Raw genomic sequence first — 14,331 nt, 5'->3', positions numbered from 1 at the left:
CCCGAGGTAGGGCTGCGAGACTCATGCGTGCCATTCCACGCCCCTGCGGGACCTCACCTGGTGGTTCACTCACCTTCCTGACATGATCGACCTGTTCAAAGAAGCGGCCGGCACCCTGGTTTCTTCCCTAGGCACACCGAAGGGGATCGGCATCGCCGTCCTCAGCTTTTTCGGGCTCAGCCTGGTGATCACGGGGACCTTCGTGCGCTCGATGATCCGCCTTCGGACACTCGCGCTTGCCAGCAACTTCTGCCTGGGTGCGTCGGCGCTGCTGGCATCGAACGTCGTTTCCGTCCTTCTGTTCGTGGTCCTGATCCTGCTCAACGCCTATCGCCTGCAGGAAATCCGGCGGCTGACGGTGAAGGTCCAGAAGGCGGCGAGCGACCGCGATCTCTCGGGCATCTGGCTGCGCCCGTATATGAAGCAGCATCGCATCGCCGCAGGCACGACGCTTTTCAGCAAAGGGGACCCGGCCGGCGAGATCTATCTCCTCGTGGAAGGCGAAGTCGAGCTGGTCGAAATCGCCAAGATCCAGCCTGTCGGCGAGATCTTTGGAGAGATCTCGTTCTTCTCTCCGCAGCAAAAAAGGACGCTGACGGTGCGCTGCAACACGAATTGCGTCTTGCTGAGCATGGACGAGCCGTCCTTGAAGCAGCTTTACTTCCAGAACCCTAGGTTCGCATTCGAAGTCACCCGGCTGATCGCCACACGGCTCAGCGCCGACGTGATGCGGCTCAGTACACCAGCGCCTGCCCGTGCGCAGGCAGCGGAAGGCGAAGAAGCCTTTGTGGCCGGGACGCATCGGTAAAAGCGTCCTTGCTCAAGCACTGGACCAGGCGCCAGCAAGCCTCTACCATTGGCGACTGATCTCCCGTAGTTGGGGAGAGGCCGATCTACAGATTCGATGGCCCACCCGACTGCGGTGTGTGGCCCCTCGAAAAGGAGAGCCACATGACCCAACTCACCGAACCCGGCGCGTCCAGCGACGCTCAATCGATTTGCCAACCGGGGCTCCCATTTCAACTACCCCCAGGTTTCAAGCCTGGCGATTTTCTCTATGGGGAAAACGGGCCGTGGCCCTGCCAGCCGAGGGATGGGAATGCCTGCAAAGTTGCACCCGAGGTATTGCGTGAAGGTCCGCACTGTATTCCCGGGACAGAAGAGGAAGAGTACGAGAAGGAACTAGGCGATTACTACACCGACAACTCTCTGATCTTCGTTCAATCCGCAATTGAATACTCCGCGGCGTTATTGAATATACCTCTAAGTACAGAGTACGAAATTGAGCTTGCGGCCGATATCGCGCTTTGGTATTTGCTTGAAATGCCAGTGGATATTGATGACACGACGGGCCAATACCCAGCACTGAGCGATTCAACATTCACAGACATGATCGCCCACGGCTTGCTGAGCAAGCTGATGTCCAGGGTGGACTCATCGGATAAATCCCAATCTCCGGGTTTTCTGAACGACGAGGCCCTGGAATACTGGAAATCTGATCTAACGCAAATGCGGGTCGTGCGCAATCCGTTGGAGGGCGAGTATGTGGCCCCCTCAATCGTGTACATGTCCCGCCCCCTCAGTCCCGCGCCCGGCCAGGAATACGATTTCCGTGTCGAAGCCATCAGGATCTTTGTTCAAACACAAGCCGGTGGCCCCTATGACTATGGGGTACTGCTCGGACCCGGGGACGGCAAGGCATGGCAGTTGGCGAAGTACTTTGCCTTGCAGGCCGCGCTGGTGCGGGTCAATCTGATCGATCACCCCATGGTGCATTTTCCGTTTGATGCCATTAATGCCATTACCAAATCCGTATTGCCGACAAGCAATGTCGTGCTGCAACTTCTGCTTCCGCACCTCTTGCTGAGCCTGCCCGTCGACAACCGCGTCCTGGAGGGGAAATATTCGCTGCTGAACCGAACCGCCAATTTCCCCTACAGCCCCTATCCCGCAAAAGGCGAGGAGATTCGCAAAGTCTTTCCGTTTTATTGGGTGGGATCTGCACCACCGAGCAACGCTTTTCCGCCATACCAATTCGCCACCGAGCCGCGTCATATCCCGTCCAAATACGGAACGTTTCTCAATGGCTATTTCAAACCGATCCTGAACTTTGCGAGAGGTGTCGTTGCATCCATTCCGGACGACGGCAAAAATTGGGAGGCAATCCGTTTTTGGGCGGACCATGTCGCCTCGTGGATCCCGGGCTTTCCTGATGGCCAGGCGATCTACAAAAACAACGAACTGCTGGCCAGAACCTGTGCCTCCATCATCTGGAACGGCGCCATCGTTCATACGGCTGACCACTGGCTCATGCACCAGATGTTCGAGCAGAAACGCCCCACCCCATACATCCTGCGTGATAAACCGCCGGTGTCGCCCAGCCCGGGCGTCGACCCTGGCTATCGACCTTCGGTGCGACTGATTCGCGACGTCATTCCGGCCCGCTTGTGCGATGAGATGTTCTTCCAGCCGCACAGCACGACTCAGCTGAATGCATTCAAGTACGAATTTGCCAACGACCTGGGTCCCCTCATCGCGAGGTTCAAAAAAGAGATGATTGCGACCGACGAACAGCTGCACCAGCAATTTCCGGAGTTTGGGATCAGCTTGTATGCCGCTGATCCCGCCAAGGACTGTTTTGCGGCGGGCGTGCAGTTCTGAGGTCGGGTTCCGATAAGAAGGAACGATATGCAATGCAACCAGTGCGGCAGTGCAAATAGCGACGGCCATCGTTTCTGCTTTAACTGCGGCGCGGCGCTGACGGTCAACCACCAGGCATCAACCGCGCCTGGGCGCGGCGGCTCGCCCGGTGAAGGGGAACGCCGGCACCTGACCGTGATGTTCTGCGACGTCGTCGATTCAACCGCGCTGTCCATGCAGTACGACCCCGAGGATTTGCGGGAAATCATTCGCTCATTCCAGGATGCCTGCGTTGGCGTGGTGGAACGCTATGAGGGCTTTGTCGCGCAACACCTCGGCGATGGCCTGTTGATTTATTTCGGCTACCCCATTGCGCACGAAGAAAACAGCGAACGCGCCGTGCATGCCGGCCTCGGGATTGTCGAAGCGCTTGACACCCTCCAACCGAGGCCGGGTCTACGGCTGCAAGTGAGGATCGGCATCGCCACCGGCCCCATTGTGATTGGCGACCTGGTCAGTGCCGGCGCCAACGTCGAGAAAGTCGCCGTTGGCCAGACACCGAACCTCGCGGCGCGTTTGCAAGGCTTGGCCGCACCGAACAAGGTTGTCATTTCACCCCACACCTATCGAATGCTGGGACAGCGCTTCGAGTGCAGGGAAATCGGCGTTCACACGCTGAAAGGCATTCCCGAGCCAGTTCTGGTTCGTGAAGTCATCCGGCAACGCGTCCGCCAGAGTCGCTTTGCAGCGGCGCACGGGATGTCCGTCATGCCGCTGGTCGGTCGGCGCGAGGAGATGGCGCTGCTGGAGGAGCGCACGCAGCAGGCAGCGGCCGGCCATGGCCAGGTCGTGCTCCTGAGGGGCGAGGCGGGAATCGGAAAATCGCGCATCACCCGGGCGCTGGTCGAACGCGCAGGCGCGCAGCACGCCGTCGTGCCGATCGAGTTGCAGTGCTCCCCCTACTACAACCAGAGTGCGCTGTTTCCCGTCATCGAATGGCTGCAGGAGGAAATTTTCTCGTCTGCCGACGCGGTTGAGGCCGGACAAAAATGGGCATTGCTTGACCGCTTCCTGGATCGCACCACGCTCGACAAGACGCAGGCCGCACCGCTCTTGGCGATGCTCCTGTCCGTCCCCGTGCCGACCGATCATCGGGCGCTCAACCTGACACCGGAGCGCCAGAAGCAACTCACCCTGCAATATCTCGCAAACCTGTTCCGGCAGCTGAGCCCATCGCCACTGACATTGACATTGATGGTGGTAGAAGACCTGCACTGGGCAGACCCCTCGACCCTGGAATTGATCCGCGTATGGATGGAAGAAGGCGCCGAGAGCCAATCCTTGATGTTGCTGACCAGTCGTCCAGAATTTTCCCCTCCTTGGCCGACACAGAATCATTTCACAAGCCTGGATATCGGTCGTCTTCCTGACGCGCAGTCGATGGAATTGGTGAGGCTCGCGGCCGGCGACGCCAATCTCTCCGAGAGCATGCTGCAGCAGCTGATGAAAAAATCGGACAACGTGCCGCTGTATCTCGAGGTGTTGACGAAGGAAATCGTCCTCACCAACCAGGAGGGTGCCAGCAAAGGGCTGTCGCCCGACCGGCCGGAATTTTTGGATAGCGCGATTCCAGAGAGTTTGCAGGATGCCTTGATGGCGCGGCTCGATCGCATGAACGACACGAAATCCGTCGCTCAGGTTGCTGCCATCCTGGGCCGTGACTTCGACCGCAATATGCTCGAGGCTGTCTGGTCCGGCACGCGAGAAGCTCTGCATTACGGTCTGGAGCAACTGTGCAAGGCAGAGTTGTTGCAGGTGCGCGGAGATGTCGCGAAAGGGCTCTACCAATTCAAGCACGCCCTGATTCGCGATGCGGCTTACGACTCGATGTTGAAACGCAACTGCGAGACGCTGCATCGGCAGGTCGCGGAGGTCATGGAACGGGTGTTTCCCGACATCGCGGTTCGGCAACCCGATGTGCTGGCGCATCACTACACAGCCGCCAAGGATGTGGACCAGGCCGTGCGTTATTGGCTGATGGCGGGCCAGCTGGCGCTAAAGGGATTCGCGACCCAGGAGTCCGTCGCCCATCTCAACCAGGGACTGGCGCTGCTGGCGAATCTTCCGGCCACACCGGAACGCGACGTGAGGGAACTCGAGTTCCGTATCCTGCTTGGCCACTGCCTGATGACGTGGAAAGGCTATGCGGCGGACGACGTCCGCGTCACCTGCGCCCGCGCGCATGAACTGTGTGGACTGGTCGGGAATGCGCCTCAGCTCCCCATCGCCTTGTACCAGCTGGTGGCCTACAACATCGTCAGCGGCAATCTCGAAACAGCACTGGGACTGGCGAAGCAGCTCTATGCGATTGCAGCCCACATCAACAATGAGGACCTCCTGCTGGAGGCCTACTTGACCCTGGGCGTCATCTATTTCCACCTCGGCGAACTCTCCCAAGCGAAGACCAACCTGGAGAAATGCGTAGAAACCTACGACCCGCAGCGCCATGCGGCCCACATGTTCCAGTTTGGCCAGGATCCGGCGGTGGTCGCCCAAAACTTCCTGGTCTGGACCCATTGGTTGATGGGCCGGCAGGATCAGGCCCTGCGAACTGCCGAGGCGGCCCTATCCCTGGCACGGCGCCTGAACCATCCGCTGTCGCTCGCCTTCGCATTGGCGTTTGCCGGATGGCATCGCATTTTTTGCCGGGACTACACCGCCGCCGCGCCGTTCAGCGAGGAGCTCGTCCAGTTCTGCGGCGTCCAGAACATCCTGATCTTCCTCGCGCACGGTCACATGATGGCGTCATGGCAAGCCTTCGATCAAGGGAACACGGCATCAGGCTTGCCGGGAATGCGCGGTGCAATCGATCTGTTTCGCATGACGGGCGCGAAGCATTTTCTGCCTTGGTGGGAAGGTCACTACGCCACGACAAGCGCGACGGCCGACGGGATGTCCCAGGCCGATGCATCGTTGACGGAGTGGCTCGAAACAACGGAGCGAACAGGGGAGCGCTGGAGCGCGGCGGAATTGCATCGCAATCGCGGCGTGCTGTTGGAAAAATCCGGCAAGCCTCTTGTCGAGGCGCAAGCCTGCTACCGCCAGGCCATCGCTGTCGCCCAGCAACAGGGGGCCCTGGCGTGGGAGTTGCGTGCAACGATGAATCTCGCGAGTTCCCTCATTGCGCAGGATGCAAAGGACCAGGCACGAAGACTCGTTGAATCCCTGCTGACAAGGGTTTCTCTTGACCTGGACCAGGAAAGCGAAGCTCAAATCGATTCCTTGCTGGCTGCGTGCGGCGAGGCGCAAGGGGCACGACCTGCCCCTGTGTAGCCAGAAGAAACCAGGTTGGAACTTCGACTTGCCAGTTCGCGTTGCGAGCCAGTTCGCGTTGCGAGCATCAGGAATCAAGAAGCTGAGCCTCCACGGTTTGGAAGCTGCTCGCAGCGAGTCGGGTTGGAAGGGCGTTGCAGTCCCTAGTCAGCACCCACAGTCAAGAATTCCCACCATAGGCCCAAAAAACAAAGGGTTTGCGCTACAGATCTTGTAGCAACAAACCCTTGCTTTCACTGGCGGAGCAGGAGTCTGTCAAGAGGCGCTCCAATGGCGGCTTTATCGTAGATTGACCAGTGAATCCCCGTTAAATCCCCGGCCCTTGCGCCCGCGCTACCCGCCAAGTCGTCCCTCGTCGTGTCCTTACTATGCCGTGGTAGCCAACGTCAGGGCGGTGGAGCGCTCGCCTTCGCAGGCGCTTGGCCCACTCTTATGGCTGACGCCGGTTGATCAGCGGCTCTCGGGATCGTGACGGCGCGATCAATCCGTAGCGCCGGTGTCCGAATCCGGTCGGTTTCGAACCCCGACGGGGGTTGTATGAGCACCACGATGGTTTTGCCCGATTTGCGTGCTGGGGATCCCCTGTAGCCTTGAACCCGATAAGGATGAGCTATGAGACATCTCCGATTGGCACTGACGGCGCTAGTGGCCTTATTCCCAGTGCTTGCGGCCAGTGCGGGCTTCTACGCGGTTCGAATTGAGCCATTCGACTCCGACTACGTCCCACAGAAATTGATCGGGGCTATTCCGCTTGTTCTCCATGGAAACGTCGTTTCGGGTCCAATGGGTGGGGTGGCGTATTGGCTACAAACGGACGGTGGGAGTCGGGTACTGATCGGGCACGGACGCTATTTTCCGCGCCAAGTCGAATCCGTCCTGGAACAACTCGTCAAAGAGCGCGAACCGGTCGAAATGCATGCCACAGTCGCCAACGTCTGCACCAAGTGGGAAGCAGAGAGGATGTTGTGTTTTTACGCAGACAACAAGAAGCCGATGTTGATCCGTTCGGCGGAAAGCCCTGCCACCAGCAATCCACGCATGCCGCCGCCCATTCAGAAGGTAAAAGAGCCTGAGCAACCTATCGACCTGAATCCGCAGCACGCGAGGGCTGCGGAAGCTCAGGTGATCGAGGCACTACGCTTGCGCAATGCTGATGCCGAGAACGTGGCTCAGACGAAGCGGGCACTGCTCGCATATGCGAGGATCGGTGCCATCGGAAGGGATCCAGATGTCCAAGGGGACTATGCGCACTACTACCTTGCGAAGCGACCAACCCAACTGATGGGGCATCGCTTGTTCTTGCTCAATAGCGAGCACATGGACGCCTACTACGGCTGCTGCGTTTCCCCCCGAGTGGAGGCAACTTTCGCCTTGGACAAGTCGCAATCCGGAGACTCACTGCGCACATGGGCGAACGCTAACGGATGCGAGTTCAGCTACGACAACGATCTGGCTGAGACGTGGCCCAAAATTAACTATGCTCGAACGGTGCCAGCGCCTCGCGGTGTCTTCGCAGTCGTGAGTTGCAAGCGAGATTCGGTGCAACCCAGCAAAGTTCGAAGATAGCGTCAATCGTTGACTGTCCTGCTCCAAGGGTCGTCACGGCTTGTTCTTTCGCCCTAGGCCACTCAGAATTTGGCTTGAGAAGGAGCGACAGATGGATGGATTCACTTTTTCGCGCTCGACGCGCAGGGACGAAGCACCCCTGAAATTCCGTAGCGGCGGTCACAAGGTGCTTGTCTACTCGGACCGCGTGGAGGAAGGTGTCTTGTTTTTCACGAGCACCCACTACTGGGATGAAATTCAGGCAGCTGAGAGCGGTGGATTTTTCACTAATTTTCGATTGCGGCTGCACGACGGGACTACGACGCAGGGGCTGAACATCGGTGGTGACAGCGCGAGGTGCGCGCTAGAGATCAATAAGCGCATCAATCACTTTCGCAAGTCTATGACTCTAGCTCAGACCGAGGTGCTTATTCGGTGTACGGCGTTGGGAGGAAGTGGAACTGTTCTGGAGCCTGGTTTGGCGTGCACGATCGCGTTCGGTGAGCACAGCATCCGGGTATTTTCGAAGTCACAACTTCAGACCGTGCTTCGGATCGACGAAGTAACGAGCCTGGAACTGGGCGGCACAGGTAGGACCGAGTCCGGCGGGGGTTTTGTCGGCGGCGGTTTCGGGCTGGAAGGAGCAGCTATTGGTATGGCCGCGGCATCGATCCTCAATGCTCTGACTACGAAATCGGAAATCAACACGGTCGTCCGAGTCGCTTGGGACCGCGGAGAGGCGTTCTTCCACACGTCGGCCTTCACGCCCTCGGATGGCCGCATCAAGCTCTCGAAGACTTTCACCAACGTGGCGAATGCCAATCCCAAAGCTGCCGATCCGGTCCAGGCCAACGAGACCCTCACGGCGCAACTTGAGAAACTCGCCGCATTGCGGGCCCAAGGCGTGCTTACAGAGGAAGAATTTGTGCGTGCAAAAGAACGTCTCCTCGCGTCATAGCATCCACAGCCAACGCAAGACGTTCCTGGTCGGCGATGACTGGAGCAGGCGGCCGAGAGAGGGTTGGGCTTTTCGCGGCCTTGGCGGCGTTTTCGGCGGCGGCGCAAGCCACCACCCATTAGCGGCGGTCTGTTCGCGCCTGGGGCTTGTGCGCCCGCAGCCGGGGGCTTAAACTGGAAACTGTATGAAGAGTCGGGCATCGTCCCGAGCCAACCTGCCTACGGGGCAAGGTGGATCGCGAAAGCGGATGCGGCCAACAAGGCAACCAAGCCGGTCATGCCCGCAGCGCGGGCTTTTTCATGCCCGTGAGCCTGCACGACAACGGGCGTCGCCGAGTTCTGACACTTGCAGGGCGACTCATAAGTGCTTGCTAAACCGTCGCCATGCGCTCCGCCCTGCGCCCTGGCCGACGCCAGCATAGAGGGCATCGAAGGAGCTTACGTATGGGTACTCGTTGCAGGCCGGGCGACCTCGCCATCATCATCAAGGACGAGCCGGGCCTTGAAATGAACATCGGTCGTTTCGTGAACGTTCACGGGCCTCGTCTAAACGATCCAGACCAGGGCATCATGTGGATCACCACGCCGACTACGGCAACACCGCTGCCGTACATAGACCCTTCCACGGGCGTCGTTTCAACGGATAGACGCGGCCTTGTGATCTACCACCAAGATGACTGGCTGCTGCCAATTCGGCCGCGCAGGAAAGCCCACAAGAACCCCACAAGAACGGTCAAACCCGCCAGCACCAGCAACGCGGAGGTCGGCCTTCCCACATCGAGCAGCCAATGAACTGCCGTCCAGGCGACCTCGCCGTCGTCATCAGCGCAAAGAACAAGTCCAACATTGGAAAGATCGTGCGCGTGGGTGTCCTGTACGACGGCAAATTCGTACTCGAAGGGAGCGGAAGCGGACCTGTTTGGTGGATTTATGCCACCACACGTATCACCTGGAGCAACAGCAAGCGCAAGTGGCGGCGGGTGCGCGGCCCGGCCTTCGACTCACAGCTCCGGCCGATCCGTCCGGCCAAGCCAAAGTCCCAGGCTGTGAAAGGCAAACGCCTCGATACGGTGGCCGGGTAGCTGATCGCTCAGAACTGCTTATCCGCGTCCAGGCCGCTTTGCTGGCCTGCGCGGAGCCGCCTGAACTCCCACAGTGGCTGCGCCCCCGGCATGGCCCACAAGCCCATTCTTGAAGCCCTGGCCGCGTTTTCGCGGCGGCGTAAGCCACCGTGTCAGCGCGGGGCTGCTCGCGCTCATACGTCCTGTAGTGCCATGCCAGCCCCAACTCGATCTGGCGAAGGTTCACATCGACACCGCCGACCATCACCTTGCCCACCAGCCTGCTGTACCTGTCCATCTTGTTGCCCTCCACGGTCACCGGCCTACCGAAGTGGCCGACAGGTTCTGCTTCGCTAGCTGGCCGAAGTCCTGCTTCTTCTCGGGTGCGTCGATCCCGGCAAGCCGCACCTTGTGCTGGATGCGCTGGGCGTCCAGGACCGTGATCGTGTCGCCGTCGGCCACGGCAATCACGATGCTATTGAGCGTCTCGGCCCAGGCCGCGTTGAAGGCGGTGACCCAGGAGGCGACCAAGGCGACCAAGGCGACCAAGAAGGTGATGAAGGTCCGCCTTTTCACAGTACGTCAACGTATTGGCGGTGAGCCGGGATGACTGTACGATGAACCGCACAATCCCCATCCGAAGGAAGCCACGGTGGCGAGCAGCAAGAAACGCTCCACAGACGACCCGCCTCGGGTGATCGATCCCAACGCGCCTCACTTCCAGCCCCTGGCCGAGCTGACGGTGGGTATGACGCCGCAGCAGCGGGCCAAGTACAAGATCGAGTTCGTGCGAAAACTCGGGGCCGCACCGAGCGCCGTGATCAGCGAAGCCATGCGGCTCAATGCACAGCCGCCAACGTCGGAGAGCACATCTGACGAGGCGATGGCGATCTTCAGGAAGATGGCGAAGCTGCCCACGCCGATGGCCGCCGATCCTGATCTCGATCAAGATCGCGATCAGCCGCCCGACGAAGGAGTCGAGTAGCCGGCCTACCTGACGGAAGCCGCCATCCTCGGTGTCGTTACTTACAACCATCGGGCAGGGGACATTGCTCCCATCACGGTCGGGACAATTCTGCGATGCGTCACTTCAATCCTTGCAGCAAAACACGGTAGTGAAGAGCAAAGCTTCACCCGAATCAACAGCACGCTCAGGGAGTACGCCCATGAAAATCTACAGAGGCCCTAGGACGGATTTCTACCGAGACCGCAAGCTGGTTAAAAAAATCAAGGCAACCGAGTTCGCATCAGCAATAGCTGGCGGGCAGGAACTTAGATTTGAAATCTCGAAAGATGCGAAGGAACGACATTCTGATTGTCGAATTCGTTTCGATTCCGATGAATGGCTCCCAACGATGATCGAACTTCTGAAGGCCGTCCATCAGGAACTAGAGCGACATCGCGCCTATCAAAGCGAGCTCTATGAGATTGCCACCGACTTCGTCACTAGCGATACGCAGTTGATAAAGAAGCTGAGGCATCGTATGTATCGGCATCGATATGGCAGTCGGTACTAGTGGTGGACGGCCGAAAATGTTCGGCGGCCGGCACGGAAGTCCCATGGGGGGGGGCGCGGCGCGGCTTGAATGCGGCGACCATGAGTGATCCCGTGAAGTCGGCCCTGATTCTGGCCGCGACGGTCCTTCTCACCGTCATCCTCAATATCTACTTCTCCCCATATCGCAGTTGTATGCGCGAGGTTGTCGATGGGAAGCACGACAGGCTCATCGCAGCAGTGTTGCGCCCACGGCCATGGGGGCAGTTAAGTCGAAGGATTGGCCGGCGAAGCGCAGAAGGAGTCGGCAGGCCGTTGGAACTTGATCTGGCCCCCGTGCCGGGAGTTCGAACAAAAGGCGGCGTGCGAGGCGGCGGACGACATCAGCCTGGCCGCCTACCGTAGGCAGGGCTAGAGGGAGGTCGCCAGGCCGCCACACCGCCGCTATCCGCTCACGCCACCTCCCTGACAATCTGCACGGGCGGGCTGAGGCCAGCGGCCCGATACACATGCTCATCGACAAGCTGCCGGGTCAGCAGGGCAGCTTGCCGGATCACCACCAAATGCACTGGATCGTAAGGGTCGGTCAGATGCGCGACTCCCTTGTTCGCGGATACGAGCGCGCCCACCAGTAAGTCCTCGACCCCCGCCGGGTCCTCCGTTACCGAGCCGGGGAACTCATACAGGACTTTCAGCACCGAGACCATCTTTAGCCTCACGCCAGCCACCACAAGCCGTTCGATGCCTGCATCGTCGGCCGCCCTTCTCTTTTTCACTTCAGCCAGCCTCATACGCTTGGTCACGCGGAGCCCAAGAAATTCCAGCAGCGCACGGGTGTGAAGAATGCCGGCCTCGATAACGGGGTTGATCAGGAAGTTGGTGTTGCCCGTGAACTTCAGCTTTCCGTTAACGTGAACTTCCATCGGCCTTTCCCCACCCCATGCCGCCGCATGGTTGAGAACGAGGACCATGATGTCCAGCGCGTTCAGCCTGTACGGCAGCACTCGCAAGAGGAGGTCATCGGAGCTGAGGGTGTGGAACTGGGGTGTAAGCATCATTTCAGTATCGCTGAGTTCCGGCGGCCCGATGCTGGCGGCCGCCAGACAGCCTGCGGCGGCCGAGCGAGAGGAATCCTGCGTATGAGACTCTAGGCTGCCGGGGGTCTGCGCCGTGGTCCACATGGGGGTGGGCGTGGCACCGCGCCCATGGACCCGGTCAGGAATGCGCTGGGATACTGCTTGCACTCATCGGTGCGCCTGAGTAGCATCCGGCGGTGTATCACCAACTGTGTCACCTGACGGTGGCCGGCAGGGGAAGCTGACGATGAAGCGGAGCGCGTGAGCGCCAGGCGCGGAGCGCCTTCCAACCGGGTCAGGCGGGGAACCAAGCAGCCCTAACTGTGGAGCCAGTGCCGAAGGTAAGGCTCGTCAAATCCAAAAATCGCATTCGCCTTGATGGACGCCGTCTCGGCCTCCGAGGAGGAACAGACCACCTTCGCATAACTGGGCCATCGCCAGGTGAAAGCAGGCCATCCCTCGGCTTGGCTCCTAGCAGATGGCGGAGGAGCAGTCTGCCAAGAGCGGCACCAAACCTTGCTCGGGCTGGCAAGTGTCGCCCTACCCCCGGCAAATCCCCGACCGAGTGGCCGCGCCGCCAAAAGGCGCAAGCACCCCTATCACCGGCCCGCGGCGCCGAGAGAAGAACTCCGTTTGCGCGCTGCGGCGTTCTAGCCGTCACCGTGAAGGTGGCGACTGCAAAATACCTTCGGATCACGAGAAGCTTGCGGCTCCGCGGATGCGAGGATCCTAACATTGCGTGCAGTGATGAAGTCCGTAGCCGACCGCCGATAGTGCGAATAGGATTCGAAGCTTTGCGGGAGCGGAGATGTCCGAAAGTCATTGAATGGAGTGAAGAATCTCACCGTAGCGCAATCCTCCGAGACAAGATCCTCTAGCAGAAAATGCTTCACGTATCCCTGAAACGTTCCGAATATCGCAAAGAAGTCTGTGTACCGCAGGAGCACGGCGCGCAAGGGGCTGTCTTCATCGCGATAGTGCCGACGGATGCACTCCAGGGTCAGATCGAAGCGGTCCTTTATCTTCGGATGAAATCCCCGAGCGCCATTGATGGTCATCTTCTGCGCGACACGATTCGCCGGAAATACCATCATGCCACCGATGGTATAGGTCATGCGGCGGAACGTGTCGAGCTCCTCAATTGGAAGGTGACTCAGAGTACCTGCAAGCCGTGACTCCCTCCAAAAGGTTGGAATGGCGCTATCGCTGGCGAGAAAGAACTAGCCGAGTGTGGAGCGATGATGGAGATACGCCGAAGGAGTGGAGTCATGGAGATCGAAATCCATTCCATTCGGCAACGGCTTACTCCATAGTAGCTTGTGATACCTGCGAAGCGTTGGGCTGAAAGCGTCGGGATCTCTGCCGTTGGGCGTGTCGGACCGAAAGTCGAACGCGATGTCGATAGTGTTCATCTTTGGGGAAATGCCAGACGTGGCTGCACAGAACCAGGCACGCGACAAAAGGCGACTTCTATTTGTGCGGGCTCGACGCGGAGATCTCGGTCGTGAAGTACTCGATCGCCTTGTGAAGTTCGGAGAAAGACCTGCACCGCGGCTGCCGGTCGCTTTGAACGCACCAAGGTCGTTCGCGACCGGTCAGAGCTCTCTTTTCTGTAACCAACTCGCCCGTTTCGAAGTCAAGCGTCTCGACCTCAGTGCGGTCCATGAATTCAACGCTGATGCACGGGTACTTTCGCGGCTTTCCGCTCTTCAGGAAGCGGCCGACGCCGAAAAGCTGTTCGGCCTCAAAGACATTCCACCCAGCAGCGACGTACTGCGTCTTGAGCATTGCTACATATTCGGCGAGAGAAGCGAGAAGCGGCGTTGCAGACGTCTCAATCTTGATCGACTCTGCTCCATCATTTTCGACGGTGCGGCCGTCAGGATGGATCACGGAAGCAATCCTCATGAGCTTGAAGGCCTTCTCACGAGAGATACCCGGTTCGCGAGCAAGCAGCGAATCGCCAATGATGCCCAAGGGAACCACTGGACGTTTTGAACCGGGGTTGCTTCCACCGTTATAGATGATTGTCACGGCCGTATGGCTCGCAACAGCCTCTGTGAGTAGTTCGACTACCGGTTTCACGATCACTCCTCCGTTTATCTGGGTACCAGTTTCCGCTCTCGCGCCGGGAGGCCTTAGGCAGACGTCGGATGGGGGCCAATACTGTGTCAGCGCAGCCGAATGCCAGCCGCGAACACCTTTATCTCGAAACGCATCAGGG

General features: G+C 59.3%; 12 protein-coding genes, 2 pseudogenes and 1 riboswitch. Of the genes and pseudogenes, 9 read left to right on the top strand and 5 right to left on the bottom strand.

Translation table 11 applies throughout. The features are described from left to right. Nucleotides 1–82: 82 nt before the first annotated feature. From UC35_RS14990 to UC35_RS14970, 7 genes are all read left to right on the top strand, one after another. Nucleotides 83–808 (top strand): Crp/Fnr family transcriptional regulator, encoded by a 726-nt coding sequence (locus UC35_RS14990; protein WP_061501047.1) that lies wholly within the window; start codon nt 83–85, stop codon nt 806–808. Nucleotides 809–951: 143 nt separating this feature from the next. Further along, nucleotides 952–2,661 carry a hypothetical protein gene (locus UC35_RS14985; RefSeq protein WP_145979483.1) on the top strand — a complete coding sequence of 570 codons (1,710 nt, stop codon included), beginning with the start codon at nt 952–954 and terminating at the stop codon, nt 2,659–2,661. 27 nt (nt 2,662–2,688) lie between these two features. After that, nucleotides 2,689–5,973 (top strand): AAA family ATPase, encoded by a 3,285-nt coding sequence (locus tag UC35_RS14980; protein WP_082793255.1) that lies wholly within the window; start codon nt 2,689–2,691, stop codon nt 5,971–5,973. 612 nt (nt 5,974–6,585) lie between these two features. Next, nucleotides 6,586–7,539: a hypothetical protein gene (locus UC35_RS23675; protein WP_158513910.1), complete on the top strand. Its 954-nt coding sequence runs from the start codon at nt 6,586–6,588 to the stop codon at nt 7,537–7,539. A 91-nt stretch (nt 7,540–7,630) separates the two neighbouring features. Continuing rightward, nucleotides 7,631–8,476, top strand: coding sequence for an SHOCT domain-containing protein (locus UC35_RS14975; RefSeq protein WP_061501041.1), 846 nt, complete (start codon nt 7,631–7,633; stop codon nt 8,474–8,476). 177 nt (nt 8,477–8,653) lie between these two features. Then, a riboswitch (SAM-I-IV-variant riboswitch) is annotated at nt 8,654–8,755 on the top strand. Between the two features lie 164 nt (nt 8,756–8,919). After that, on the top strand, nt 8,920–9,267 hold the full coding sequence (locus tag UC35_RS23670) for a hypothetical protein (RefSeq protein ID WP_145979481.1): 348 nt from the start codon (nt 8,920–8,922) through the stop codon (nt 9,265–9,267). Further along, a complete protein-coding gene (locus tag UC35_RS14970; RefSeq protein ID WP_061501039.1) occupies nt 9,264–9,557 on the top strand; it encodes a hypothetical protein in 294 nt (97 codons plus the stop codon). Before UC35_RS23670 ends, UC35_RS14970 begins: the two co-directional genes overlap by 4 nt. A 190-nt stretch (nt 9,558–9,747) precedes the next feature. Here UC35_RS14970 and UC35_RS24495 read toward each other — a convergent pair. Together UC35_RS24495 and UC35_RS24270 are read right to left on the bottom strand one after the other, a co-directional pair. Continuing rightward, a pseudogene (locus UC35_RS24495) lies at nt 9,748–9,801 on the bottom strand (hypothetical protein); the annotation flags it as partial. A 50-nt stretch (nt 9,802–9,851) separates the two neighbouring features. Beyond that, nucleotides 9,852–10,112 (bottom strand): thermonuclease family protein, encoded by a 261-nt coding sequence (locus tag UC35_RS24270; protein WP_227820336.1) that lies wholly within the window; start codon nt 10,110–10,112, stop codon nt 9,852–9,854. Between the two features lie 76 nt (nt 10,113–10,188). On the opposite strand from UC35_RS24270, the gene UC35_RS14960 reads away from it, so the two are divergent. Both UC35_RS14960 and UC35_RS23665 read left to right on the top strand, forming a co-directional pair. After that, nucleotides 10,189–10,521: a hypothetical protein gene (locus UC35_RS14960; RefSeq protein WP_061501037.1), complete on the top strand. Its 333-nt coding sequence runs from the start codon at nt 10,189–10,191 to the stop codon at nt 10,519–10,521. Nucleotides 10,522–10,702: 181 nt separating this feature from the next. Further along, nucleotides 10,703–11,053, top strand: coding sequence for a hypothetical protein (locus tag UC35_RS23665; RefSeq protein WP_145979480.1), 351 nt, complete (start codon nt 10,703–10,705; stop codon nt 11,051–11,053). A gap of 430 nt (nt 11,054–11,483) precedes the next feature. On the opposite strand, the gene UC35_RS14955 is transcribed toward UC35_RS23665, so the two are convergent. From UC35_RS14955 to UC35_RS14945, 3 genes and pseudogenes are all read right to left on the bottom strand, one after another. After that, complete coding sequence (locus tag UC35_RS14955; protein WP_145979479.1) at nt 11,484–12,212, bottom strand: hypothetical protein; 729 nt, start codon at nt 12,210–12,212, stop codon at nt 11,484–11,486. A gap of 545 nt (nt 12,213–12,757) precedes the next feature. Next, nucleotides 12,758–13,519: pseudogene (locus tag UC35_RS24490) on the bottom strand (DUF6994 family protein). 58 nt (nt 13,520–13,577) lie between these two features. Beyond that, nucleotides 13,578–14,192 carry a WYL domain-containing protein gene (locus UC35_RS14945; RefSeq protein WP_145979478.1) on the bottom strand — a complete coding sequence of 205 codons (615 nt, stop codon included), beginning with the start codon at nt 14,190–14,192 and terminating at the stop codon, nt 13,578–13,580. Nucleotides 14,193–14,331: the final 139 nt, after the last annotated feature.

The organism is Ramlibacter tataouinensis (genome assembly GCF_001580455.1).
GTDB lineage: Bacteria > Pseudomonadota > Gammaproteobacteria > Burkholderiales > Burkholderiaceae_C > Ramlibacter > Ramlibacter tataouinensis_B.
Note: the sequence above shows the minus strand (reverse complement) of the source record. Positions and strands in the feature narration are given on the sequence as shown.